Genomic DNA, 23962 nt, shown 5'->3' on the forward strand with positions numbered 1-23962 from the left:
CCTGAATACCCATTCATACATTGATCTGGATCAAGGCTGTTTGAAGTAGTCGGTCACATCATTCACCCCGTAGACCACCCTTCCCGCCACCTGCAACGGCACTATCCAACGAGGTAGCCAGGCCATGATTGATCAGACAGTCGTAGAACTGTCGCGGCTGCAATTCGCGCTGACCGCGATGTACCACTTCCTATTCGTACCGCTCACCCTCGGCCTGTCCTTCATGGTAGCCATCATGGAGAGCGTGTACGTGATGACCGGCAAGGAGATCTGGCGCAGGATGACCCTGTTCTGGGGCGTCCTGTTCGGCATCAACTTCGCCATGGGCGTCGCCACCGGCATCGTCATGGAATTCCAGTTCGGCATGAACTGGTCCTACTACAGCCACTACGTGGGTGACATCTTCGGTGCACCGCTGGCCATCGAAGGCCTGATGGCGTTCTTCCTGGAAGCCACCTTCGTCGGCCTGTTCTTCTTCGGTTGGAACCGCCTGACCAAGGTCAAGCACCTGATGGTGACCTGGCTGATGGCGCTGGGCACCAACCTGTCGGCCATCTGGATCCTGATCGCCAACGGCTGGATGCAGAACCCGACCGGCGCGGTGTTCAACCCGGAAACCATGCGCATGGAAGTCGTCGACTTCATGGCCGTGGTGTTCAACCCGGTGGCGCAGGCCAAGTTCGTGCACACCGTCAGCGCCGGTTACGTGACTGGTGCAGTGTTCGTGATGGCGATCAGCGCCCTGTTCCTGCTGCGCAACAAGCACAAGGACCTGGCCCGTCGTTCGTTCGCCGTGGCCGCAGCCTTCGGCCTGCTGTCGTCGCTGTCGGTGGTGGTGCTGGGTGACGAGAGCGGTTACGCCGCCAGCGAACACCAGAAGATGAAGCTGGCCGCGATCGAAGCGATGTGGGAGACCGAGCGTGCACCGGCCGACTTCACCGCCTTCGGCATCCCGAACCAGGAAACCCACCAGAACGACTACGCGGTGAAGATCCCGTACCTGATGGGCCTGATCGCCACCCGTTCGTTGAACCAGCCGATCCCGGGCATCCTGGAACTGGTCGAGCGCGCCGAACACCGCGTGCGCGGCGGCCAGCTGGCCTACGGTGCGCTGGAACGCCTGCGCGCGAACAAGAACGACGTTGAAGCGCGCGAGATGTTCGACCGCCATTGGCAGGACCTGGGCCATGGCCTGCTGCTCAAGCGCTACCGCGATGACATCCTCAACGCCACCCCGCAGGAAATCTCGCAGGCGGCGATGGACACCGTGCCGCGCGTGATGCCGCTGTTCTGGACCTTCCGCGTGATGGCCGGACTGGGCTTCTACCTCATCGCCTTCTTCGCGCTGGCCTTCTACTACTCCTGCCGCAACAACTTCCAGGACAAGCGCTGGTTCCTGCGCCTGGCCCTGTGGACGCTGCCGGCACCGTGGATCGCGATCGAATGTGGCTGGTTCGTGGCCGAATACGGTCGCCAGCCGTGGGCGGTCGACGGCGTGCTGCCGACCTTCTATGCAGCATCGGGCCTGGCCCTGCATGAAATCGTGCTGACCCTGGCCGGCTTCACCGCGATCTACACCGCGCTGATCGTGGTCGAGATCAAGCTGATGCTCAAGGCGATCCGCAAGGGTCCGGACGAGGTGCTGCCGTCGCTGCAGTCGCCCCAGCCGCATGCTTCCCACAATGCCTCGGCGCCGGCCGCCGGCCAGGCCTGAGGCAGGAGAACCAAGATGGATTTCATTCTTCTGGACTACACCACGCTGCGCGTGATCTGGTGGTTGCTGCTCGGCATCCTGCTGATCGGTTTCGCCGTGATGGATGGTTTCGACCTGGGCGTGGGCACCCTGCTGCCCTTCGTCGCCCGCAACGACGCTGAGCGCCGGCTGGTGATCAATACCATCGGTCCGGTATGGGAAGGCAACCAGGTATGGCTGGTGCTCGGTGGCGGTGCGATCTTCGCCGCCTGGCCGCCGCTGTATGCGGTCAGCTTCTCCGGGTTCTACCTGGCGATGTTCGTGATCCTGTTCGCCCTGATCCTGCGTCCGGTCGGCTTCAAGTTCCGCAGCAAGATGCCCAGCGAGCGCTGGCGCAACACCTGGGACTGGGCGCTGTTCATCGGCGGCTTCATCCCGGCGCTGATCATGGGCGTGGCAGTGGGCAACGTGGTGTTGGGCGTGCCGTTCCACTTCGATGACAGCATGCGCATCTTCTACACCGGCTCGTTCTTCGGCCTGCTGATGCCCTTCGCACTGCTGGCCGGCCTGCTCAGCGTGTCGATGCTGGTCGCCCACGGTGCCGCCATGCTGGTGCTGAAGACCGATGGCCCGGTGGCCGAGCGTGCGGCCCGCTTCGGCAGCATCGCCGCGATCATCGCCTTCGTGCTGTTCGCCGTCGGTGGCGCCTGGGTGGCCTTCGGCCTGCCGGGTTACCAGATCACCTCGCAGGTGGTCACCGATGGCGCCACCAATCCGCTGCTGAAGACCGCCGAACTCGGCGCCGCCGGTGGCTGGATGCGCAACTACAGCACGATGCCGGCCACGATCCTGGCCCCGCTGCTCGGCCTGGCCGGCCTGCTGGCCAGTGCGGTGCTGCTGCGTGCCCGTCGCGGCGGCCTGGCCTTCATCGCCTCCGGTGCGGCCATCGCCGGCATCATCCTGACCGTCGGCTTCGCCATCTTCCCGTTCCTGCTACCGTCCTCGAGCCAGCCCACCTCCAGCCTGACCGTGTGGGATGCCTCGTCCAGCCACCTGACCCTGTGGATCATGCTGCTGGCCACGGCGGTGTTCCTCCCGATCATCATCGGTTACACCACCTGGGTGTACCGCGTGCTGAAGGGCAAGACCACCACCGAAGAGATGGGCAACAACCCGAACGCGTATTGATCGCTTGCATGTGTGCCGACCAACGGTCGGCACCTACCCGGAATGAAGGAGACTGATCATGTGGTATTTCGCCTGGATTCTCGGCGCCGGCCTCGCCTCGACGGTGGCCATCCTCAATGGCATGTGGTTCGAAGCCCGCGAGCAGAACCGCATCGAGAAAGAAAATCGTCGCTGAGCTGTAAAAAAACCTTGCCGCCTTGGCCTTCACACGGTATCTTAGGCGGCTCCTTCGGGGTGTAGCTCAGTCTGGTAGAGCGCTACGTTCGGGACGTAGAGGTCGCAGGTTCGAATCCTGTCTCCCCGACCACTCATGTGGTCGCATTGAAGCCTGGTGAAGTCGTCCAGGCTTTTTTGTTCCCTGAAGTGGCACTGCTTCGGCAGTGTGAAGAAAACGGCATTTACCCCTTGCCGCCATCAGGGTAAATCGCTAGAATAGGCGGCTCCCTTCGGGGTGTAGCTCAGTCTGGTAGAGCGCTACGTTCGGGACGTAGAGGTCGCAGGTTCGAATCCTGTCTCCCCGACCACTTCGGTGGTCACCAAGAAGCCTGGAAGACATCACTGTCCTCCGGGTTTTTTTGTATCAAGCGCCAGGCCGCCCGCGTGACGGGACCTTGCCGCGCAGCGCACGTACAATGGCCGCGCTGCCGGCCCTCCTGCAGCCCCCACCCCCACCTGCCGCTTCGGCGTAGACCGATGCCGGCGCTGCATGCCGTTGCTGCGGCGTGCGACACCTGCAAGGACCACCGATGAGTTCCTCCCCTTCCGATTCGCCGTCGCTGCTGCACGGCCGTGTCCTCGCGTTTGCCGCGATCCTGCTGGCAGCGGTCAACCTGCGCACTGCGGTCACCTCGATCACCCCGCTGCTGGACGTGCTTGGCCAGCAGTTCGGCTTCGGCACCACCATGACCGGCGTGCTGGGCATGCTGCCGACCGCCTCGTTCGCGCTGTTCGGCGTGGCCACGCCGGCATTGGCGCGGCGCCTGGGCCTGGAACGCACCACGCTGCTGGCGATGGTCATGGCGATGGCCGGCCTGCTGCTGCGTTCCAGCGCCGGCAACGTCGGCACGCTGCTGCTCGGTTCGGTGGTTGCACTGGCCGGCATGGGCATCGGCAACGTGGTGGTGCCGCCGCTGGTGAAGCGCTATTTCGCCAGCAAGGTTGGCACCATGAGCACGCTGTACATCAGCGTGCTGCAGCTGGGCACGATGCTGCCGGCGCTGCTGGCAGTGCCGGTAGCCAACGCTGCGGGCTGGCGCGTGTCGCTGGGCATGTGGGCGCTGCTGGCGCTGGCCGCCGCCCTGCCGTGGCTGCTGCTGGCCAGGCGCGCACCGAAGCCGCAGGCCGACGCCACCGATCCCACCGCACAGCCGCACGGCAAGGTCTGGCGCACGTCGCTGGGCTGGAGCATGACGCTCATGTTCGGCATGACCTCGCTGATGACCTATTCGATGTTCACCTGGCTGCCGCGCATCGTGGTCGAGGCCGGTGGCACGCCCGCGTTCGGCGGCGTGATGGTCGCCGTGTTCTCGGCACTGGGCCTGCTGCCGTCGCTGGTCATTCCGTCGATGGCGGTGCGCCTGCAGAACCCGTTCCCGCTGGTGCTGATCGGTTTCTTCTCGTTCGTGATCGCCTTCACCGGCCTGCTTGTGGCCCCGATGAAGGCGCCGCTGCTGTGGGCCTGCCTGCTCGGCGTCGGTCCGTCCACCTTCCCGCTGGCGCTGACCCTGATCAACCTGCGCACCCGCACCCCCACCGGCTCGGCCGCGCTGTCCGGGTTCATGCAGGGCGTGGGCTACAGCTTCAGCTGCCTGGGGCCGTTCCTGGTCGGCTGGCTGCACACCGTCAGCGACGGCTGGACGATCCCATTCAGCTTCCTGTTCGGCTGCGCCACCCTGATGCTGTGCGCCTCCTGGGTGGCCTGCAAGCCGCGCAAGCTGGAAGACCTCTGGTAAGCCACGTGGGGCCTCGCAACCGGCCCCACCTACCGCTCGTCAGCCCGTCTGCGCATTTTGACGCCGGGCTGACAATTCCGGGCGGATAGTGCCCACGAATGCCCATCCTTGCCGCGTGCCGGCATCGGGCATGGGGGCGGCAGCGCCGCCCAGGCCACCACTCGGTGTGCGGGGGACTCTCGTTTCAGACAAGACATTGCAGGTCGCTGTCCTGGTTTCGCCCATCCCTGCTGGATGGGAGTTCGCGAGGGGAGTGACGCAGGCCACGGCCATCCCAAAATCTGGCATGTGATGTGCGTCACATTTTTCAGGTTGTCTGGTTCGGAAGCCAAGGGGGTCCCCAATGGTTGTCCACCGCCGGCTGGCGCTCTGCGTCGGCCTTGCCTGTACCGCCCTGGCCTGGGCCAGCAGCGCTGCCCCGCCTGACCGCGAGGCGGCCCTGGCCGAGATCGGCCGCTACCGCGACCAGGCCCGTTGGCTGGATGCGCTCGGCGCGATCGAGCGCGCCAGCCAGCAGCAGCCCAACGACGACCTGCTGTTCAAGCTGCGCGTCCTGACCCTGGGCGACATCGGCAATGCCTGGCGCGCCTGGGAGCTGTACCAGCAGCGCCCGCAACTGTTCGACGCTGCTCAGAAGCAACGCATCGAAGGCGACTACCTAGCCAAGCTGGTGGTCTGGAGCCTGGCCTACAGCAGCAGCGAAGACAGCCGGCTGGAAGAAGCCGAATCGACCCTGGCGCGCATGCAGCGCTATCTGGGCAGCGAAGGCACCCCACCTGTGCAGGCGCCATTGCGCATCCGCATGGACCGGCTGATCCTGCTCAACCGGCTGGGCCGCCATGCGCAGGTGCGAGAGGAAGCCCGCGCACTGCAGGCTGAAGGCCATGCCCTGCCCGACTATGTTCTGCCTGCGGTCGGCGATTCGCTGATGGGCACGCTGCATCCGGAAGAAGCCATTCCGGTGCTGCAGGCGGCCGTCGCAGGCGATCCGACGCGCGACGCCTCGCATTCGGAACTGGCTTACGCCTACCTGGAAAGCGAGCAGCAGGAAAAGGCCGTCGACCTGCTGCAGGCGTGGCGCGACAAGGAACCTGCCTGGCGCTGGAGCAACGGCAAGTCGCCGTATCCAAACTGGTCGCGCTACGAAGCCGACCTCAACCTGGCGATGGTGCGCGCCTACAGCGGTGACCTGCCCACCGCGCAGCGCGATCTGGAATCGATGGTCGACATCGCACCGGGCAACGGCGGCCTGCAGAGCGCGCTGGGCAGCGTGTACATGATGCGCGGCTGGCCACGCAGGGCGCTGCAACGGCAACAGATGGCGCATGCGCTGGACCCGCGCGACATCGAGCCACGGCTGGGCATGCAGGAAGCCTACGTCGCCCTGCAGCGCGATGACCTGGCGCGACCGCTGCACGACGATCTGGTCGCGCGCTACCCCACCCAGCCCGCCGTCGAACGCATGGACCAGGCCTGGCGCGCGCACCGCGGTTGGCAGCTGAAGGCATGGACCGACATCGGGCGCAGTTCCGGCGGTGGTGGCACCTCGCCACTGGGCAACGACGACCGCCGCTATGGCATGGAAGTCCAGACACCCGTACTCGACGATCGCTGGCGGCTGTTCGCCTTCGCTGACCGGCGCTCGGTCGATTTCCAGGACCAGCGCATCGACCCGCTGTGGCTGGGCGCGGGCGTGCGCTACCGATTCGGCCGTCTGGATGCGGAAGCTGCAGTGCTGCGCGCCAACGACCACATCGGTGATACCGGCCTGCGCGTCGGCGTGGGCTGGCAGTTCAACGACCACTGGCATGCCGGACTGACCGCCGCACGCAATGATCCGGATGCATCAATGCAGGCGCGCGTGGCCGGCATCACTGCCGACAGCGTCAGCGCGCAGGTCGACTACCGGCGCAGCGAACGCACGCACTGGATGTTCGGCGCCAGCCGCTTCCGCTACGACGATGGCAACCATCGCGAACTGTTCAGCACCAGCGTCGAGCAGCGGCTGCTGACCCGCCCACGGTGGCTGATCGATGGCCTGGGCAGTGCCTACACCAGTCGAGGCAGCCGCGATGATGCTCCCTACTTCAACCCGAAGCGTGATCGCATGGTCGAGATCGGCCTGCGCATCGACCAGCAGTTGTGGCGCCACTACGAACGCCACTTCCGCCACCGGCTGACCGTCTCGCTGGGCGATTACTGGCAGGACGGCTTCGGCAGTGCACTGGTGCCGTCGGTGTCATACATGCACGAGTGGCAGCTGGGCCAGGGCCGCGTGTTCGAGTATGGCGTGCGCTGGTCGCGGCCGGTCTACGACGGCCATCGCGAACGCCATATCGGCTTCGAAGCCGCACTGCGCTGGGGAGACTGACATGACCCGCATCCTGCGCCTGATCGTGCTCCTGCTGCTGTCGGCTGCGCCGCCGGCCTTCGCGCAGCAGGCCCTGCATCTCGATGCGATCGACAACGGCCTGCTGATCCTCAGCTACCACGACATCCGCGATCAGGTCGCAGCCAAGGGGGATGCCGATACCTATGCGGTGAGCACGCAGAACTTCGCCGCCCATCTGGACTGGCTGGGGGCACACGGTTACCACCCGGTGTCGCTGTCGCAGGTGATCGACGCCTCCCGGGGACGCGCCACGCTGCCACCGAAACCGGTGCTGCTGACCTTCGATGACGGCCTGCGCAGCGTCTACGACAAAGCCTTCCCGTTGCTGCAGGCTTACCGCTATCCGGCGCTGGTGGCGGTGATCACCGACTACGTGGACATGGCACCTGGCCGCACCATCGACTATGGCTACCGGCCGTTCGGCCGCGACGACTTCATCACCTGGGCACAGCTGAAGCAGATGCACGACAGCGGCCTGATCGAAGTGGCCAGCCATACCGACGACCTGCACCACGGGGTGCTCGCCAACCCACAGGGGAACTCCACCCCGGCTGTCGTGACCCGCGTTTACAACCCCGCCACGCGCAGCTATGAGAGCGAGGCGCAGTACGCGCAACGCCTGCGCGCCGATCTCTCGCGCAGCGTGCAGCGCATCGAGCAGCATCTGGGCGTGCGCCCGCGCGCCATCGTCTGGCCATACGCGGCCTACAACCAGTTGAGCAACGACATCGCCGAGCAGCTGGGCATGCCGGTGTCCTTCGATCTGGAGGGCCGCAGCACGCCGGTGGCCAGCGACCTGCATGGCCTGGCGCGCTTCCTGGTCAGCGACAACCCGACCGTGGAGGGGCTGGCCTACGAGCTGCGCCGCGACGTCGCGCTCGATGGCATCCGTGCCCTGCAGATCGACCTGGATGATGTCTACGATCCGGAGCCCGCACAGCAGGCGCGCAATCTGGATGCACTGATCGAGCGGGTCAAGCGCATCGCACCGACGCACGTCTACCTGCAGGCGTTCGCCGATCCGGACGGCAACAACACCGCCGATGCACTGTACTTCCCCAACCGCCACATGCCGATGCGCGCGGACCTGTTCAGTCGCGTCGCCTGGCAACTGAAATCGCGTGCGGGGGTGAAGGTCTACGCATGGCTGCCGGTACTCGGCTTCGAGCTGCCCGACCCGGTGCAGCGCAAGGCGCTGGCGATCCGCAACGGCGATGCCGATGGCATGTACCGGCTGGACTTCACCAATCCCCAGGCGCGCCAGGTCATGCTCGACCTCTACGAGGATCTGGCGGTCAACTCCTACTTCGAGGGCCTGCTGTTCCATGACGATGGGTATCTGCGCGATACCGAGCTGCCCACGCTGGCACCCGGCGATGGGGGCAGCGCACGCACGCAGGCGTTGATCGACTTCACCCTGGCGCTGCGCAACAGCGCGCAGCGCTGGCGGCCGAAGCTGGCCACGGTGCGCAACCTGTACGCGGAGCCGGTGCTGCGCCCGCAGAGCGAAGCCTGGTTCGCGCAGCGCCTGGACCTGTTCAACAAGGCCTACGACCAGACCGCACTGATGGCGATGCCGTGGATGGAAGGCAGCAAGCATCCGGAGCGCTGGCTCGACCAGTTGCTGGCCGCGGTGCGTGCACATGACCCACAGCTGCAGCACACCCTGTTCGAACTGCAGACCGTCGATTGGCGCAGCGGGCAACCGATTCCCGCCGAGCGACTGCGCGCGCAGATCCGCCAGCTGCAGGCGCAGGGCGTGCACCACTTCGCCTGGTACCCGGACGACTTCATCGCCGACCAGCCCTCCACCCGCGATGCCCGCGCGGCAATGTCCGCCGGCAACTTCCCGTACCCGGAGAAGTGACATGGACATGCATCCGTTGCTGCAGGTCCTGTTCCAGTTCGCCTTCTACTACCCGATGGTGATGGCATTCTTCTGGATGTCGGGCGGCCTGTATTACTACTTCCGGCGCGAACGCCATTCGCGCCCACGCAACGACCCGCCGCTGATGGTCGATCCACCGTTCGCGAGCCTGCTGATTCCCTGCCACAACGAGTCGGCAAACCTCGACGATACACTCGGCGCGGCGCTGGCACAGCGCTACCCGGCCGACTATGAGGTGATCGCCATCGACGACGGCAGCAGCGACGACACGGGTGCGCGGCTGGACGCCCTGGCGGCAAAGCACCCACGGCTGCGCGTGCTGCACCTGGACCGCAACCTCGGCAAGGCCAATGCGCTGCGCATGGGGGCGCTCGCCGCACGCTCGGAATACCTGGTGTGCATCGACGGCGACGCGATGCTGGAAGAACACGCGCTGCACTGGATGATCTGGCACCTGGTCAGCGGCAACCGGGTCGGCGCGGTCACCGGCAACCCGCGCATCCGCAACCGCTCCACCCTGCTCGGACGCCTGCAGGTGGCCGAATTCTCCTCGATCATCGGCATGATCAAGCGCGCGCAGCGGGTGTACGGGCGCATCTTCACCATCTCCGGCGTGATCGCCGGCTTCCGCCGCACCGCCCTGCACCAGGTCGGCTGGTGGTCCGATGACATGGTGACCGAAGACATCGACATCAGCTGGCGCCTGCAGCGCGCGCACTGGGACATCCGCTACGAACCCAACGCACTATGCTTCATCCTGATGCCGGAAACCCTGAAGGGGCTGTGGCGGCAGCGGCTGCGCTGGGCCCAGGGCGGCGTGGAGGTGATGCTGCGCCACGCCCGCTCGCTGCTGCACTGGAAGGAGCGGCGCATGTGGGGCGTACTGCTGGAGTACGTGCTCAGCGTGATCTGGGCTTACACCATGTTGTTCATCGTGGTGCTGTGGGCGCTGGGCAAGTTCATCGAACTGCCCCCGCAACTGCATATCGCCAGCCTGCTGCCGGAGTGGCATGGCGTGATCCTGGCCCTGGTCTGCCTGCTGCAGTTCGCCAGCAGCCTGATCATCGACCGTCGTTACGAAACACAGATTGGACGCAACTACTTCTGGGTCATCTGGTACCCGATGGCGTACTGGTTGATCAGCCTTTCCACCACCCTGGTGGCGTTGCCGAAAACCCTGCTGCGCCGTCGCAGCAAGCGCGCCACCTGGACCAGTCCCGATCGGGGGATCCGATGAACGCACAACGCCCGTCCAACCGCTTCGACTCGCGGATGATCCGCAAGCCGCATCGCCAACCACGCTTCCAGCGCACCGCCTGGGGCTTCGTAACCCTCGCGTTCTGGGGGTTCTACTTCTACCTGTGGGCCCCACTGGTCACCCTGGTGTCGTGGCTGGTCGGCGGCCAGCTGGCCTGGCAGCAGCTGTACGAACGGCAAAGCCAGTTCGACCCCTATGTGCTGGTGGCGTTGCCGCTGATGCTGCTGTGCGCCAGCGTACTGCTGATCGGCTGGGCCGAGTACAACCGCGCGCGCTTCCGCGGCCACGACCGGCGCCTGCGGCGGCCGCTGGCCAGCCTTAACGAAGTGGCCGCCGACCTGGGGGCCAGCACCGGGCTGGCCGAGCGCCTGCTGGGCTGCAAGGCCGCCACGCTGCACATGGACGATCATGCGCGGCCGATCGGCATCCGCCGCGAGGTGGTGTAACTCGATTGCCCTGGGTGCCGACCCTGGTCGGCACTTGCTTTGGTAGATGCCGACCTTGGTCGGCGTTCTCTCTGGTGGGTGCCGACCTTGGTCGGCACCGCGGTCTACCGCGAAGAGCATCCACGCATGGCGTGGATCTACGTGCGGGTCTGCCCTTCACCGCGCACGACAAATCGTTCGACGGTGAGTGCCTCCAGCCCCATCGGGCCATACGCGTGCAGGCGCGTGGTGGAGATGCCGATCTCGCTGCCCAGGCCCAGCTGGCCGCCGTCGGAGAAACGCGAGGACGCATTGACCATCACCACCGCCGAGCGCAGTGCGTTGATGAAGCGCTCGGCATGGCCGGCGTCTTCGGTGGCGATCACTTCAGTATGGTCGGAGGTGTAGGCACGGATGTGCGCAATGGCAGCGTCGAGATCGTCAACCACGCGCACCGCCAGCACCAGATCGAGGAACTCGGCGGCATAGTCGTCTTCAGTGGCCAACATGCTGCCCGGCAGCAGCGGCTGCGCCAGTGGATCGGCGCGCAGCTGCACGCCGCGCTCGCCGAGCGCCTGCGCCACGCGCGGCAGGAACGCTTCGGCCACCTCGCGGTGCACCAGCAGCGTTTCCAGCGAGTTGCAGGCTGCAGGGCGGCTGCACTTGCCATCCACCAGCAGGTCAATGGCCTTGCCGAGGTCGGCGCTGGCATCCACGAACAGATGGCACACGCCCTTGTAATGCTTGATCACCGGCACCCGCGCATGCTCGGCGACGAAGCGGATCAGGCCTTCGCCGCCACGCGGAATGGCCAGGTCGATCAGCTCATGCAACTGCAGCAGTTCCAGCATCGCTTCGCGGCGCAGGTCGGTCAGCACGGTCACCGCAGCCGGCGGGACGCCGTTGGCCTTCAATGCGCCGGACAGCGCCTGGGCGATGGCGGTGTTGGAGTGGATCGCCTCGGAACCACCGCGCAGGATCACGCCATTGCCGGCCTTCAAGCACAGGGCGGCCGCTTCGGCGGTCACGTTCGGGCGCGCCTCGTAGATCATCGCGATCACCCCCAGCGGAACGCGCACCTTCTGCACCCGGATGCCGTTTGGACGCACATCGTCGCGGGTGACCTGGCCGACCGGATCGGGCAGCGCAGCGACCTCACGCACGGCTTCGGCCATCGCGAACAGGCGTGCCGGATCCAGCGCTAGGCGGTCGAGCATGGCACTGCCAACGCCCTTGTCGCGCGCGGCGGCGAGGTCACGCGCATTGCCGGCCAGGATCAGCCCGGCATTCACTTCCAGTGCCTGGGCCATTGCCAGCAGCAGCGTGCGGCGCGCCACACTGTCGAGGCCGGCAACGATCTGGGCCGCGTCACGGCAGGCACGCGCCTGCGCTTCGATTTCGCTCATCGGGGTGTCCTTCAAACCGGTCATGGCAGCACCAGATCGTCGCGATGGACGACACTGCCACCGTAGTTGTAGCCCAGCACGGCCTCGATGTCGCGCGAATGGCGACCGGCGATCCGGCGCACATCATCGGCGGCGTACTGGCTGACACCGCGGGCGATGCAGACACGGCCCTGTGGTGCATTCCAGCACACCTGCACCATATCGCCACGCCGGAACGCGCCCTCCGCACCGGTGATGCCACCGGGCAGCAGCGAGGCGCCCTTCTCGCGCATGGCCTGTGCCGCACCGGCATCGATCACGATCGCGCCTTCGGTCAGCGGTGCATGCCGCAGCCAGTGCTTGCGGGCCGCCTCGCGGCTGCGCGCGGCGTGGATGCGGGTGCCGAACAGGCGGTCCTGCGCCAGTGCACGCACCACGTCGCTGCTGCGGCCGTTGAAAAGGTAGGTCTCGATGCCGAGACGACCCGCCTTGGCCGCCGCCTCAAGCTTGGTCCGCATGCCGCCGGTACCGGCGCGCGACCCTGCGCCGCCGGCCATCGCCAGCACCTCGTCACTCAGTTCCGGCACGTCGTGCAGTGGCCGCGCATCGGCCACGGTGCGCGGGTCCGCGCTGTACAGGCCGTCGATGTCGGTGGCAATGAACAGTGCATCGGCATCGACCAGCGCGGCCACGGTGGCGGCCAGGTTGTCGTTGTCGCCGAGCTTGAGTTCGTCCACCGACACGGTGTCGTTCTCGTTGACCACCGGCAACGCGCCCAGCCGCAGCAACTCATTGAGCGTGGCGCGTGCGTTGAGGTAGCGGCGGCGGTTGCGCAGGTCGTCGTGGGTCAGCAGCACCTGCGCCACGGGGCGCTCGAAGAAGCGCTGCCAGAGCCCGATCAGCTGGGCCTGACCGAGCGCGGCCAAGGCCTGCCGCGCCGCCATCGCCGCACCGGGTTCATCGGCCCGCGGCAGGATCGCGCGCCCCGCCGCAACCGCACCGGAGGAGACGATCACCACCTCACGCCCGGCCAGGACGTTGGCGGAAACAAACTGGGCCAGGCCCAGCGCGTGGCGAGGTGACAGGCCGCCGCCATCGGCAGCCAGCAGGCTGCTGCCGACTTTCAGCACCGCACGCCGCCACGGCGGCAGCGCTTGTTCGGGGAACGGCGAGGCGACGTGGGCAGCGTGCTGGATCATCGGTCAGGCTCTCAGCGGGTGTTCCATTCGTGCACGGTCAGCGCGGAGGCCTGCATCGTCACCAGCGGATCGGTGGCGACGATGGCCTGCGCCTGCGCCAGGCTGTCCACGTTGCACAGCACATAGGCGCCACCGCTGCCATCGGCAAAGCCGCCGGTCAGCTGCAGCTTGCCCTGTGCCTGCAACGCATCGAGAAAGTCACGGTGCGGCTGCACGGCGGCGGCGTTGAAATCGGGCCGGCGCATGGCCAGCACCAGGTAGACGGTGCCGGCCATCAGGACAGCGCCTGCCAGCGCGCGTGCAGTTCGTCCAGGCGCAGGTCGGCGGCCGAACCCGGCGATACGCGTGCGGCCAGGCTGCCTTCCGGGGTACGCCCCTGCCCTGCGCTGTCGGCACCGGCGGCAGCAGCCTTGTAGGCCTCGCGGAACGGCACACCGGCCACGGCCGCTTCCACCGCCACATCGGTGGCGTACATGCCCGAGTCGATTGCCGCGCGAACCTTGTCGTCGCGCCATTCCAGGTTGGCCAGCAGCGCCGGCAGCAGTTCCAGCGCCGACAAGCCGCGACCGAAGCCGTGGAAGATGGCGCCCTTGGACGACTGCAGGTCGCGGTGATAGCCCGACGGCAGCGACAGCAGCTGCTCGATCTCGGTACGCGCGGCGGCGACGCTGGCGTGGGTCGCGCGCATCAGCTCGATCACGTCCGGATTGCGCTTGTTGGGCATGATCGAACTGCCGGTGGTGTACTGCGCCGGCAGCGCGACGAAGCCGAACTCGGCGCTGGTGAACAGCGACAGGTCCCAGGCAATGCGGCGCAGGTCCAGCGTGGCGCCGCCCAGCGCTTCCAGCGCGGCCAGTTCGAACTTGCCGCGCGACAGCTGCGCGTAGATCGGCGAGATCTGCATGCGGGCGAAACCGAGCGCGGCCGTGGTGTGCTCACGGTCCAGCGGCAGGTTCACACCGTAGCCGGCAGCCGTGCCAAGCGGATTGGCGTCGACCAGCGCATGGGTGTCGCGCGCGCGGATGGCGTTGTCGATGAAGGCCTCGGCCCAGCCGGCCCACCACATGCCGGCCGAGGACACCACGGCACGCTGGATGTGGGTGTAGCCGGGGATCGGCAGATCCTTCTCGGCCTGCGCACGGTCCAGCGCGACCTTGGCAACCTCGGCGCTGAGCTGGGCCACACGCTGCAGCTTCTCCTTCAGCCAGAGGCGGGTGGCGACCAGGATCTGGTCATTGCGGCTGCGGCCGGTGTGGATCTTGCGGCCGGCATCGCCGAGGCGTTCGGTCAGGCGCGCTTCGATCGCCGAGTGACCATCTTCGTATTGCGTGTCCAGCACGAAGCGGCCTTCACGGAAGTCCTGCGCCAGCACGTCGAGCTCGCGCAGCAGGCCCGCCAGCTCATCGGCGCTGAGGATGCCGATGTGCTGCAGGCCCTGTGCATGCGCGGCGCTGGCGGCGATGTCGTGCAGGAAGAATTCGCGATCGAGGATCACGTCATCGCCGGCGAGGAAGGTCTGGATCTGGGCGTCGACGGCGACGCCGGGCTTCTGCCAAAGAAGGTCTGCCATGGGGGCTCCGGAATACGTGTTCAGTGCGGGATCGACGTCAGTTCGTCGATGCCCAGCGCGAGGTTGAGGTTCTGCATGGCCTGGGTGGCCGCGCCCTTCAGCAGGTTGTCCAGGGTCGCCACCACCACCACCCGCTTGCCGCCCGGGGCCAGGGTGAAGCCACCGACCTGCGCACCGTGGCGGCCGGCGATGTGGCTGACCCACGGCGCTTCATCCACTACCTCGATCAGCGGTTCGCCCGCATAGGCCTGCTGGAAGCGCTCGACGATCTGTTCGCGGGTCTGCACGCGGTTCAGCCACAGGTTGGCGGTGAGCGTGATGCCCCGGAAATGCGGCGCGACATGCGGCATGAATTCAACCGCAACGCCCAGCTGGACCGACACTTCACGCTCGTGCACGTGGTTGGTCAGCGCATACGGCATCAGGTTGTCGGCGAGCAGTTCGACGTTGTTCTTGTCCGACGGCGTGGTGCCGGCGCCGGAATAGCCGGACACACCGAAGCACTGCGGCGGGCCGGCCAGCAGGTCCAGCAGCGGATGCACCGCCAGCTGCATCGCCGTGGCATAGCAGCCCGGGTTGCTGATGTGCTTCTGGCCGTTGTAGCGGCCTCGGGTCAGCTCCGGCAGGCCGTAGTACCAGCTGTTGTCGAAGCGGTAGTCGGCCGACAGGTCGACGATGACGGTGTCCGGCTTCGCCGCTTCCAGTGCGGCCACGAACGGTGCGGCCAGGCCGTTGGGCAGGGCCAGGATCACCGCGTCCACGCCCTTGGCGGCCACCGCGTCGGCGTCCAGGTTCTCGTACTGCAGCTCGCCCTGGAATTCCGGATGGTGGTCGGACAGGCGCTGCCCGGCGCGTTCGCGCGAGGACACGAAGGCCAGCTTCAGCCGCGGATGTGCGGCCACCAGCTTGATCAGCTCGGCACCGGTATGGCCACGGGCGCCGACGATGCCCAGGGTGAAAGTCGAATCGTTCATGCGTGGCTGTCCAGGCGGTACTGCAGGTGGCGCTTCACGCCCTGCCATTCCGTATCGATGATGGAGAAGATGACGGTGTCGCGCGGCGTGCCGTCGGCGTGCCGCTTGTGGTTGCGCAGCACGCCGTCCTGCTTGGCGCCGAGGCGGGCGATGGCGGTGCGCGAGGTGAAGTTGAACCAGCTGGTTTCCAGCACCAGGCTGATGCAGCCCATGGTTTCGAAGGCGTGCTGCAGCAGCAACAGCTTGGTTTCCGTGTTGACGCCGGTACGCTGCACGCGCGGTGCATACCAGGTGTAGCCGAGGCTGAGCTTGGGCACGCCGGCATCCAGGTCGTAGAATCGGGTGGTACCCACGATGTCACCCGCCGCATCGAGGATCACGAACGGCAGCACCTTGCCTTCCGCCTGCGCCTGCAGCGCGGCCTGCACATAGTGCTCGACCCGCTCCGGCGAAGGCACCTGGGTATACCAGAGCTGGTCCAGGCCGCTGCCCTCCACGGCGGCGCGCAGGCCAGGCACATGCTCGGGCTGCAGCGGCTGCAGTGTCACGTGCTGGCCGCGCAGGGTGGGAATCGTAGTCCAGTGATCGGAATGGTCCATCATTCAGCCCTGCAGGCTCGGTGCGCGCTGGGCGCAGTGGTCGACATAGGTGCTGATCCGGTCGATGCCATCGGCGCCGTACCAGAACACCTTCCAATGGCCCTGCTTGTAGCAGCCATCGGATTCAGCATAGTAGAAGTGATTGATCGGGTTGCCATTGCGCGAACGCCAGAACAGCTGCGGCGTTTCATCCCGCATCACGTTCCACACCGCGCGGCCGAGGCCTTCACCCTGTGCATCATCGAGCACGGCGAACTTGTCCAGGTACACGCCCTCGGCTTCGTCGGTGAGGATCACCGCGGTGCGGTAGTTCTCGCTGACATAGGCGCGCAGCAGCTTGGTCTTCTGGAAATAGTCAGGCACCAGCGTGCGGCCGAAGCTGGATTCGATCAGGCCCTTCAGTCGTGGCAGGTCCAGCTCGTTCCACGCGGTGGCGCGCAGCACCTTCTCGCCCTTGCGCACCAGCGTGCCCGAGCCCTTGTGGGTGAACAGTTCCTTGGCCAGGTCAGCCGGGCGCGTGATGGACACCGACGATTCCAGCGGCAGGCGGTCGAGCAGATCCTTGATCTGTTCGATCTTCACCTTCATGCCACCGTGGATCCACGGCTGCGCGATCAGGTGGTCGTACTCGGTGGACAGGTTGATCGAATCGATCACGCTGCCCTGCTCGTCCAGCAGGCCGCCGGTGCCGGTCAGGAAAATGATCTTGTACGGCTGCAACTCCTGCACCAGCTCGTTGGCGGCGAAGTCGGCGTTGACGTTGAGGATCTGGCCACCCGCGGTTTCGCCCAGGCTGGTGATGACCGGGATAGAACCGGCGCGCAGGCTGGCCTCGATCGGCGCCAGGTTGACCCGCTTCACTTCACCGACCAGGCCGTAGGTGTCCACGTCCAGGTACTCCGCCTCGAACACGCCACCGGTGATCGAGGTGGCACGCGCGCCGTTCTGCTGCAGGGCTTCGACCAGGCGCAGGTTGGACTGCTGGAACACCCGGCGCACGATCGCCAGTGCCTCCGGCGAGGTCACGCGCAGACCGTTGACGGTCTGCTTTTCGATGCCGGCGGCCGACAGCTCGGCATCCAGCTGCGGGCCGGCGCCGTGCAGCACGATCGGGGTCAGGCCGACTTCCTGCAGGAACGACAGCGAAGAGGTCAGCGCGTCGAGGTCGTCGCGCAGCACCGCGCCGCCGACCTTGACCACGGCAAAACGCTTGGCGTCCAGCTGCGAGAAGCGCTTGAGGTACTGGCTGATCTCCTTCGCGCTGGCCATGCTGGAAAGCAGGCGCACGATGGTCTGGCGGGTCTGGCGGTGAGGCTGGAGGGCAGGAGACATTTCGGTTTCGTCACAGGCGGCGGTCGCCGCGTTGCAGTTCCACCCGGCCAGGGCCGGGCGGCGTTGTGGGGTCGATCAGGCGCCGGCGGCGATGATGCGGTGCACGGCGTCGGTGTAGCGCTGCAGCTGCTCCAGCGTCACGAACTCATCGGCGGTGTGGGCCTGGGCGATGTCACCCGGGCCGAACACCAGCGTGGTGTAGCCAGCAGCGGAGAACAGCGAGGCCTCTGTCCAGAAGTCCACCGCGTTGCCGATCGGCAGTTCCAGCGCATCGGCCACGTCGCGTGCCAGCAGGCGGCGGTTCTCGGCCTCGGCGATGTCACCGGCCGGCAGGCTGGGGCCACGGAAGGTTTCGGTGAACAGTGCAGCTTCCGGTTCGGCAAAACCGGCGAAGGTCGCCAGCAGGCCATCGATGTCCATCGACGGCAGCGGACGGAAGCCGAAGCGCACTTCGGCGGCCGGCGCGATCATGTTGGCCTTGATGCCACCTTCGACGCGACCGATGTTGAAGCGCAGGCCGGTCAGCCCGCCGAAGCGCGCCGAGGCCAGCGATTCCACATGGTCCAATGCGCGGTTGCCCCAGCGCATGGCCTGGTGCAGCGCGCTGGCGGCCGCATCCTGCTTGCCCGACGCGTGCCCGGCGCGGCCGGCGAACTGCATCAGCACCGAACTGATGCCACGGTGCGCCAGAACCGCTTCGCTCATGGTCGGCTCCGCCACCAGCACCGCTTCATACGGCAGGCCACGGGCCAGGAACGCGGCGATGCAGCGCGGATCGTTGGCTTCTTCGTCGCTGGAGAACAGGAACGCGGCATCGCCATCACTGGCGTTGGCCGCGGCCACCAGTGCAGCGGCGGCGCCCTTGATGTCACACACGCCCAGGCCGACCACACGGTCGTCCAGACGCCGCATCACGTGCGGGTCGGCACTCCAGTGCGGCGAATCCGGCACGGTATCCAGATGCACGTTGAACAGGTACTTCGGCGTACCACGCACGGCGTACAGGCTGACCGCACCGGCGCCATGGTCGATCACCTCGACGTTGAAGCCGGGCAGGTTCGCGCGCAGGTAATCGAAGATGCCACCGGTGGTGATCGCACGCGGCGGGTTGCGGGTGTCGAAGGACACCAGGGCCTGCAGGTGATCGAGCGTCTGTTCAAGCATGTGTCTGAATATCCGTAGGGTTCGAAATCGGTAGTGCCGGCCGCTGGCCGGCTCCGCAATGATCCAGCCGTGCCACGAGCCGGCCAGCGGCCGGCACTACCCTCCATCGACGTTGCGAGGCGCCGGCCAGCGGCCGGCACCCCCGTCACAGGTCAACCGCGATTGACCTGCGCATAGACAGTGGAGCTCATTCCGAACAGCTTGATGAAGCCCTCGGCCTCCTCCACGCCCCAGTCGGCCGACTGCGCGTAGGTGGCGCCCTTGGTGTTGAGCAGGTGCGGCGACTTCACCGCCACTGCATCGACGCGGCCGCCGCGGGTTTCCAGCACCACTTCGCCGTTGACTTTGGCCTGCGAGGACTTCAGGAAGGCCTCGATGTCGGTCTTCAGCGGGTCGTGGTAGAAGCCTTCGTAGACCAGCTCCACCCACTTGCGCGCCACGTCCGGCTTGAAGCGGTTCTGTTGCTTGGTCAGCACGGCATCTTCCAGCGCGCGGTGCGCGGCCAGCAGTGACACCAGGCCCGGGGCCTCGAACACGATGCGACCCTTCAGGCCGATCACGGTGTCGCCGGTGTAGACACCGCGGCCAACGCCGTACGGGGCGAACAGCTTGTTGAGCTGGGCCAGGATCTGGTCGCCCGGCAACGCCTTGCCGTTCAGTTCGACGGCTTCGCCCTCGACGAACTTCAGGGTCACGTTCAGCGCCTGCTCCGGCCACTCGCTGCGCGGTGCGCACCAGCCACGGGCGCCCTCGCCCGGCGCTTCCCAACGGTCGATCTCGCCGCCGGACATGGTCAGGCCCAGCAGGTTCTCGTTGATGGTGTAGGCCTGCTGCTTGGCGCGCACGCCGAAGCCACGCTCTTCCAGGTACTTCTGCTCGTAGGCGCGGGTCTGGGTGTGTTCCTTCTGGATCTCGCGGATCGGCGCGATGATCTGGTAGTCACCCAGGGCCTTCACCGCCAGGTCGAAGCGGACCTGATCGTTGCCCATGCCGGTGCAGCCGTGGGCGATGATGTTGGTGCCCAGTTCGGCGGCACGCTTCAGCGCGGCATCGACGATCAGGTAGCGGTCCGAGACCAGCAGCGGGTACTGGCCCTGGTAGCCCTCACCGGCCCACACGAACGGCTTGACGAAGCCTTCCCAGATGGCCGGGCCACCGTTGACGGTGACGTGGCTGGTCACGCCCAGCTCGGCGGCGCGCTTCTCGATGAAATCGCGCTCTTCATCATCCACGCCGCCAGTGTCGGCGAACACGGTGTGCACGTTGTAGCCGCGCTCCTGCAGGTACGGCACGCAGAAGCTGGTATCCAGGCCGCCGGAGAAGGCGAGAACGACATCTTTGTTGCTCATGGGGATCAGGTCCACTTGGGGGATGGGAATTCGGTAGAGCCGACCGCTGGTCGGCTGAAATGTTGGATGCGCCGCTGCGGGAGCAGCCGACCAACGGTCGGCTCTACCCCTTGTTTGATTCAGCGCCCGGCAACCGCCGCCATGATCGCCTTCTGCACGTGCAGGCGGTTCTCGGCTTCGTTGATGGCGATGCACTGCGGCGAATCCATCACCGCGTCGGTCGCCTTCACGTTGCGGCGCAGCGGCAGGCAGTGGCTGAACACACCGTTGTTGGTCAGCGCCATCTTCCGCTCGTCCACGATGAAGTGCTTGAACTGGTCGCGGATCGGCTTTTCCGGTTCCCAGTTGCCGAAGAACGGCAGCGCGCCCCAGCTCTTGGCGTAGACCACGTCGGCACCGGCGTAGGCGCTGTCGATGTCATGGCTGATCTTCAGCGAGCCGCCGCTCTCGGCCACGTTCTGCTCGGCCCAGCCCATGTAGCGGTCGTCGAGGATGTAGTCGGCGGTCGGGCACAGCAGGGTCACGTCCATGCCCATGCGGGTGGCGATGGTCAGCGCCGAATTGGCGACTGCGGTGTTCAGCGGCTTGGGGTGGTAGGTCCAGGTCAGCACGTACTTCTTGCCGCGCAGGTCCTGGGTGCCGAAGTGCTCCTGCAGGGCCATGATGTGGGCCAGCTCCTGGCACGGGTGGGTGATGGTCTCCATGTTGATGACCGGCACCGGCGAGTACTTGGCGAAGCTGTTGAGGACGATGTCCTGGCGGTCGTAGGCCCAGTCGATGAACTTGGGGAACGCACGCACGGCGATGATGTCGCAGTAACGGCCCAGCACCTTGGCCACTTCAGCGATGTGCTCTTCGGTATCGCCGTCCATCACCGTGCCGAGGTTGAACTCGATCGGCCACGCATCCTTGCCCGGCTGCAGCACCACCGCGTGGGCACCCAGCTGGAACGCACCCAGTTCAAAGCTGGTGCGGGTGCGCATGGACGGATTGAAGAACACCAGCGCGATCGACTTGCCCTTGAGCTGGTCGCCGAGCTTGTTGCGCTTGAACAGCGCGGCCTGGGTCAGCAGCGCGTCGAGCTCGCTGCGGCTCCAGTCCTGGGTGTTCAGGAAGTGCTTGGGGGACATCATCTTTCCTTGCGTGGCGGCGCCGGGTTCGACGCGGTGGAAGGGAAAACAGGAAGCAAAGGTGGTACGAAAAGGTTGCAGTTGCAGCTTTCATGACGCGGAAACGAAAAAACCCAGCCGGCGGGCTGGGTTTTTTTCGGACGAACAGCAAAAAGCTCCGGTTACCCAGCGAGGATGTGGGGTTCCGGTCGACGCGCACGCGAGGTCATGCCCGACGCCTGTCGGGCTGCGCTGCTGTCGTGCTGGAAGTCGGTGAGCTTCATGGTCATCCATCTTTGCATGCGGCCGGGGCCGACGCAAGGGGCCGGGGTCGCAGAATCAGGGATTGCCGGCGGCGCCCTGCTCGGGGCCGACCCAGGGGGTGATCGACACCCGGATCTTGAGCCGGTTGCCGGGATCTTCCGGCAGCCGCGAGCGGTACTTGGTGCCCTTGTAGACGTAGTCCACGTCGTAGGCGATGGGCCGGCGGAATTCACGTCCCACCGGCACGATGCGACAGTCGCGGGTCAGCATCGGACCATTGTTGGCCGGTGCCGGCGCCGGGGCCGGTGACTCGGCGGCGGTGTCCTCGGAGACCTCTTCATCGCTGCGCTTGAACATCGAGCGTACCGAGTCCCAGAAGCGGCTGATCCGGCCCTTGTCCTCGACCGGCTCCTCACCAGTGACATTGACCGGCGCCAGGGTCCGGGTCGAGACCGGCTCGCAGTGTTCTTCGGTACGGGTCGCGCGCAGGGTCTGGAACACGGGTTCGACGTTCAGTACCTGCGCGTAGTCGAACTTCACGTTCTCCACGATCACCACCCGGTTGCGGGGCTCGGCCTCCTGCGCCTGGGCCACGGCGGCCAGCGCCGACAGGCAGGCCAGGGTCAGCAACGCGGTGGATTTCATTGGCGAAGGGAGCAAGGACACGGCAATAGTGTAGGCAGTGGCGAGCGCAAGGGGCTGAACATTACCCGTCCACGCTGCTCCTGCCCACCCCACCCTGGTTGGACCCGGCGTCCACCGGTGGCAGGCGGTGCCCCCAAAGGGGGCCGACACGTTCTAAAATCACAGGCTTGTCCCCCAGCCACAGCCCCATGACCCTGCGCCTGCACAACAACCTGACTCGCCAGCTCGAACCGTTCACCCCGCTCGACCCGGCCTGTCCGACCCTGTATGTGTGCGGCCCGACGGTCTACAACTACGTGCACATCGGCAACGCCCGTGGCCCAGTGGTGTTCGGGGTGCTGGCCGATCTGCTGCGGCGCCGTTTCGGTGGCCTGCGCTACGCGCGCAACATCACCGACGTGGACGACAAGATCAACAACGCCGCGCGTGAGCAGGGCGTGCCGATCAGCACCATCACCGACAGGTTCGCCGCCGCCTACCGTGAAGACATGGCCGCGCTGGGCGTGGTGCCGCCGGACATCGAGCCGGAAGTGACCGCGCACATCCCGCAGATCATCACCATGATCGAGCAGCTGATCGCCAATGGTCATGCCTACGCCGCCGAAGGCCACGTGCTGTTCGCGGTGGCCAGCTTCGAAGGCTACGGCAAGCTCTCGCGCCGCGACCCGGAAGAGATGCTGGCCGGCGCCCGCGTCGACGTGGCCCCGTACAAGCGCGACCCAGGCGATTTCGTGCTGTGGAAGCCGTCCAGCAACGACCTCCCTGGCTGGGAGTCTCCCTGGGGCCGTGGCCGCCCGGGCTGGCATATCGAATGCTCGGCGATGGCCGCCGCCCACCTGGGCGAGACCATCGACATCCATGCCGGCGGCGTCGATCTGCAGTTCCCGCATCACGAGAACGAGCTTGCGCAGAGCGAATGCGCCCACGGCGGCAAGATCTTCGCCCGCTTCTGGCTGCACAACGGCATGCTCAACTTCGGCGGCGCCAAGATGAGCAAGTCGCTGGGCAACATCGAACGCGTGCACGACCTGGTCCGCCAGCACCCGCCGGAAGCGCTGCGCCTGGCCCTGCTGTCGGCCCACTACCGGCAGCCGCTGGACTGGTCCGATGGCCTCATCGAGCAGTCGGTGCGCACCCTGGACCGCCTGTACGGCACCCTGCGCGAGCTGGCGTCGGTCGAGGCGGTCGTGGCGATCCCGGCCACGGTCGAGGCGACTCTTGATGACGACCTGAACACCCCGCAGGCACTGGCCGAAGTGGCCCGCATCGCCGCAGATGCACGCCGGGCCACCGACCCGGCCGAACAGGCGCGCCTGAAGGGCGAACTGCTCGGTGCCGGCCTGGCCCTGGGCCTGCTGCAGGCCGATCCAGCGCAGTGGTTCGGCACCGCGGCCAGCGATGATGGCGAAGATGCCCGCATCCAGGGCCTGATCGACGAGCGTGCCGCCGCCAAGCAGGCACGCGACTTCGCCCGTTCCGACGCCATCCGCGACCAGCTGGCCGCCGAAGGCATCGTGCTGGAAGACACCCCGCAGGGCGTGCGCTGGTCACGCAAGCGCGGCTGACCCACCCTGCC

At 66.5% G+C, this 23962-nt stretch carries 20 protein-coding genes and 2 tRNA genes; 11 read left to right on the plus strand and 11 right to left on the minus strand.

Annotated features, from left to right (window positions below; all coding sequences use genetic code 11):
* The first annotated feature begins 124 nt into the window (after window positions 1-124).
* The 10 genes from MG068_RS14075 to pgaD all read left to right on the plus strand — a co-directional run bounded on the left by MG068_RS14075 (window position 125) and on the right by pgaD (window position 10817).
* Complete coding sequence (locus MG068_RS14075) at window positions 125-1714, plus strand: cytochrome ubiquinol oxidase subunit I (protein ID WP_071229725.1); 1590 nt, start codon at window positions 125-127, stop codon at window positions 1712-1714.
* Between the two features lie 15 nt (window positions 1715-1729).
* The gene (cydB, locus tag MG068_RS14080) at window positions 1730-2881 is read left to right on the plus strand and encodes a cytochrome d ubiquinol oxidase subunit II (protein WP_014037846.1); all 1152 of its coding nucleotides are present in this window, start codon (window positions 1730-1732) and stop codon (window positions 2879-2881) included.
* A 58-nt stretch (window positions 2882-2939) separates the two neighbouring features.
* Window positions 2940-3056, plus strand: a complete 117-nt coding sequence (gene cydX, locus MG068_RS14085; RefSeq protein ID WP_005410354.1) for a cytochrome bd-I oxidase subunit CydX — start codon at window positions 2940-2942, stop codon at window positions 3054-3056.
* A gap of 55 nt (window positions 3057-3111) precedes the next feature.
* A tRNA-Pro gene (locus tag MG068_RS14090) sits at window positions 3112-3188 on the plus strand.
* 140 nt (window positions 3189-3328) lie between these two features.
* Window positions 3329-3405 (plus strand) — tRNA-Pro (locus MG068_RS14095).
* A 222-nt stretch (window positions 3406-3627) separates the two neighbouring features.
* Window positions 3628-4833 (plus strand): CynX/NimT family MFS transporter, encoded by a 1206-nt coding sequence (locus MG068_RS14100; protein WP_132810505.1) that lies wholly within the window; start codon window positions 3628-3630, stop codon window positions 4831-4833.
* Between the two features lie 343 nt (window positions 4834-5176).
* Window positions 5177-7204: a poly-beta-1,6 N-acetyl-D-glucosamine export porin PgaA gene (gene pgaA, locus MG068_RS14105; protein WP_071229724.1), complete on the plus strand. Its 2028-nt coding sequence runs from the start codon at window positions 5177-5179 to the stop codon at window positions 7202-7204.
* Window position 7205: 1 nt separating this feature from the next.
* Window positions 7206-9092, plus strand: coding sequence for a poly-beta-1,6-N-acetyl-D-glucosamine N-deacetylase PgaB (pgaB, locus tag MG068_RS14110; protein ID WP_071229723.1), 1887 nt, complete (start codon window positions 7206-7208; stop codon window positions 9090-9092).
* A gap of 1 nt (window position 9093) precedes the next feature.
* Window positions 9094-10350: a poly-beta-1,6-N-acetyl-D-glucosamine synthase gene (gene pgaC / locus MG068_RS14115; RefSeq protein WP_010486660.1), complete on the plus strand. Its 1257-nt coding sequence runs from the start codon at window positions 9094-9096 to the stop codon at window positions 10348-10350.
* Window positions 10347-10817 (plus strand): poly-beta-1,6-N-acetyl-D-glucosamine biosynthesis protein PgaD, encoded by a 471-nt coding sequence (gene pgaD, locus MG068_RS14120; protein WP_132810506.1) that lies wholly within the window; start codon window positions 10347-10349, stop codon window positions 10815-10817. The genes pgaC and pgaD overlap by 4 nt, the downstream gene beginning before the upstream one ends.
* A 137-nt stretch (window positions 10818-10954) precedes the next feature.
* Here the strand turns inward: pgaD and MG068_RS14125 are convergent, their stop codons facing one another.
* The 11 genes from MG068_RS14125 to MG068_RS14175 form a co-directional block, all read right to left on the minus strand.
* Window positions 10955-12226 carry a glutamate-5-semialdehyde dehydrogenase gene (locus MG068_RS14125; protein ID WP_132810507.1) on the minus strand — a complete coding sequence of 424 codons (1272 nt, stop codon included), beginning with the start codon at window positions 12224-12226 and terminating at the stop codon, window positions 10955-10957.
* Entirely contained in the window at window positions 12223-13380 is a 1158-nt protein-coding gene (gene proB, locus MG068_RS14130; RefSeq protein WP_049401148.1) for a glutamate 5-kinase, read from the minus strand. The genes MG068_RS14125 and proB overlap by 4 nt, the downstream gene beginning before the upstream one ends.
* A gap of 11 nt (window positions 13381-13391) precedes the next feature.
* Window positions 13392-13655: a YciI family protein gene (locus MG068_RS14135; RefSeq protein WP_032129404.1), complete on the minus strand. Its 264-nt coding sequence runs from the start codon at window positions 13653-13655 to the stop codon at window positions 13392-13394.
* Window positions 13655-14950 (minus strand): argininosuccinate lyase, encoded by a 1296-nt coding sequence (gene argH, locus MG068_RS14140; RefSeq protein ID WP_049461415.1) that lies wholly within the window; start codon window positions 14948-14950, stop codon window positions 13655-13657. Before argH ends, MG068_RS14135 begins: the two co-directional genes overlap by 1 nt.
* A 20-nt stretch (window positions 14951-14970) precedes the next feature.
* A complete protein-coding gene (gene argC / locus MG068_RS14145; protein ID WP_049401150.1) occupies window positions 14971-15924 on the minus strand; it encodes an N-acetyl-gamma-glutamyl-phosphate reductase in 954 nt (317 codons plus the stop codon).
* Complete coding sequence (locus MG068_RS14150) at window positions 15921-16523, minus strand: GNAT family N-acetyltransferase (RefSeq protein WP_049401159.1); 603 nt, start codon at window positions 16521-16523, stop codon at window positions 15921-15923. The genes argC and MG068_RS14150 overlap by 4 nt, the downstream gene beginning before the upstream one ends.
* Window positions 16524-16526: 3 nt before the next feature.
* Window positions 16527-17855: an acetylglutamate kinase gene (locus MG068_RS14155; protein ID WP_032129401.1), complete on the minus strand. Its 1329-nt coding sequence runs from the start codon at window positions 17853-17855 to the stop codon at window positions 16527-16529.
* 75 nt (window positions 17856-17930) lie between these two features.
* Window positions 17931-19019: an acetylornithine deacetylase gene (locus MG068_RS14160; RefSeq protein ID WP_049401151.1), complete on the minus strand. Its 1089-nt coding sequence runs from the start codon at window positions 19017-19019 to the stop codon at window positions 17931-17933.
* A gap of 152 nt (window positions 19020-19171) precedes the next feature.
* Entirely contained in the window at window positions 19172-20368 is a 1197-nt protein-coding gene (locus tag MG068_RS14165; RefSeq protein ID WP_032129399.1) for an argininosuccinate synthase, read from the minus strand.
* Between the two features lie 119 nt (window positions 20369-20487).
* On the minus strand, window positions 20488-21498 hold the full coding sequence (locus MG068_RS14170; protein ID WP_032129398.1) for an N-acetylornithine carbamoyltransferase: 1011 nt from the start codon (window positions 21496-21498) through the stop codon (window positions 20488-20490).
* Between the two features lie 318 nt (window positions 21499-21816).
* The gene (locus tag MG068_RS14175; RefSeq protein ID WP_032129397.1) at window positions 21817-22386 is read right to left on the minus strand and encodes a glycine zipper 2TM domain-containing protein; all 570 of its coding nucleotides are present in this window, start codon (window positions 22384-22386) and stop codon (window positions 21817-21819) included.
* 188 nt (window positions 22387-22574) lie between these two features.
* Between MG068_RS14175 and cysS the strand changes: the two genes are divergently transcribed.
* Window positions 22575-23951, plus strand: a complete 1377-nt coding sequence (gene cysS / locus MG068_RS14180) for a cysteine--tRNA ligase (RefSeq protein ID WP_132810508.1) — start codon at window positions 22575-22577, stop codon at window positions 23949-23951.
* Window positions 23952-23962 lie beyond the last annotated feature (11 nt).

It is taken from the genome of Stenotrophomonas sp. ASS1 (assembly GCF_004346925.1).
Taxonomy (GTDB): domain Bacteria; phylum Pseudomonadota; class Gammaproteobacteria; order Xanthomonadales; family Xanthomonadaceae; genus Stenotrophomonas; species Stenotrophomonas maltophilia_A.

What these genes read in the sequence shown, in the direction of transcription:
- MG068_RS14075 (WP_071229725.1), top strand. Translation starts at nt 125, where the DNA reads ATGATTGATCAGACAGTCGTAGAACTGTCGCGGCTGCAATTCGCGCTG.
- cydB (WP_014037846.1), top strand. Translation starts at nt 1,730, where the DNA reads ATGGATTTCATTCTTCTGGACTACACCACGCTGCGCGTGATCTGGTGG.
- cydX (WP_005410354.1), top strand. Translation starts at nt 2,940, where the DNA reads ATGTGGTATTTCGCCTGGATTCTCGGCGCCGGCCTCGCCTCGACGGTG.
- MG068_RS14100 (WP_132810505.1), top strand. Translation starts at nt 3,628, where the DNA reads ATGAGTTCCTCCCCTTCCGATTCGCCGTCGCTGCTGCACGGCCGTGTC.
- pgaA (WP_071229724.1), top strand. Translation starts at nt 5,177, where the DNA reads ATGGTTGTCCACCGCCGGCTGGCGCTCTGCGTCGGCCTTGCCTGTACC.
- pgaB (WP_071229723.1), top strand. Translation starts at nt 7,206, where the DNA reads ATGACCCGCATCCTGCGCCTGATCGTGCTCCTGCTGCTGTCGGCTGCG.
- pgaC (WP_010486660.1), top strand. Translation starts at nt 9,094, where the DNA reads ATGGACATGCATCCGTTGCTGCAGGTCCTGTTCCAGTTCGCCTTCTAC.
- pgaD (WP_132810506.1), top strand. Translation starts at nt 10,347, where the DNA reads ATGAACGCACAACGCCCGTCCAACCGCTTCGACTCGCGGATGATCCGC.
- MG068_RS14125 (WP_132810507.1), bottom strand. Translation starts at nt 12,226, where the DNA reads ATGACCGGTTTGAAGGACACCCCGATGAGCGAAATCGAAGCGCAGGCG.
- proB (WP_049401148.1), bottom strand. Translation starts at nt 13,380, where the DNA reads ATGATCCAGCACGCTGCCCACGTCGCCTCGCCGTTCCCCGAACAAGCG.
- MG068_RS14135 (WP_032129404.1), bottom strand. Translation starts at nt 13,655, where the DNA reads ATGGCCGGCACCGTCTACCTGGTGCTGGCCATGCGCCGGCCCGATTTC.
- argH (WP_049461415.1), bottom strand. Translation starts at nt 14,950, where the DNA reads ATGGCAGACCTTCTTTGGCAGAAGCCCGGCGTCGCCGTCGACGCCCAG.
- argC (WP_049401150.1), bottom strand. Translation starts at nt 15,924, where the DNA reads ATGAACGATTCGACTTTCACCCTGGGCATCGTCGGCGCCCGTGGCCAT.
- MG068_RS14150 (WP_049401159.1), bottom strand. Translation starts at nt 16,523, where the DNA reads ATGGACCATTCCGATCACTGGACTACGATTCCCACCCTGCGCGGCCAG.
- MG068_RS14155 (WP_032129401.1), bottom strand. Translation starts at nt 17,855, where the DNA reads ATGTCTCCTGCCCTCCAGCCTCACCGCCAGACCCGCCAGACCATCGTG.
- MG068_RS14160 (WP_049401151.1), bottom strand. Translation starts at nt 19,019, where the DNA reads ATGCTTGAACAGACGCTCGATCACCTGCAGGCCCTGGTGTCCTTCGAC.
- MG068_RS14165 (WP_032129399.1), bottom strand. Translation starts at nt 20,368, where the DNA reads ATGAGCAACAAAGATGTCGTTCTCGCCTTCTCCGGCGGCCTGGATACC.
- MG068_RS14170 (WP_032129398.1), bottom strand. Translation starts at nt 21,498, where the DNA reads ATGTCCCCCAAGCACTTCCTGAACACCCAGGACTGGAGCCGCAGCGAG.
- MG068_RS14175 (WP_032129397.1), bottom strand. Translation starts at nt 22,386, where the DNA reads ATGAAATCCACCGCGTTGCTGACCCTGGCCTGCCTGTCGGCGCTGGCC.
- cysS (WP_132810508.1), top strand. Translation starts at nt 22,575, where the DNA reads ATGACCCTGCGCCTGCACAACAACCTGACTCGCCAGCTCGAACCGTTC.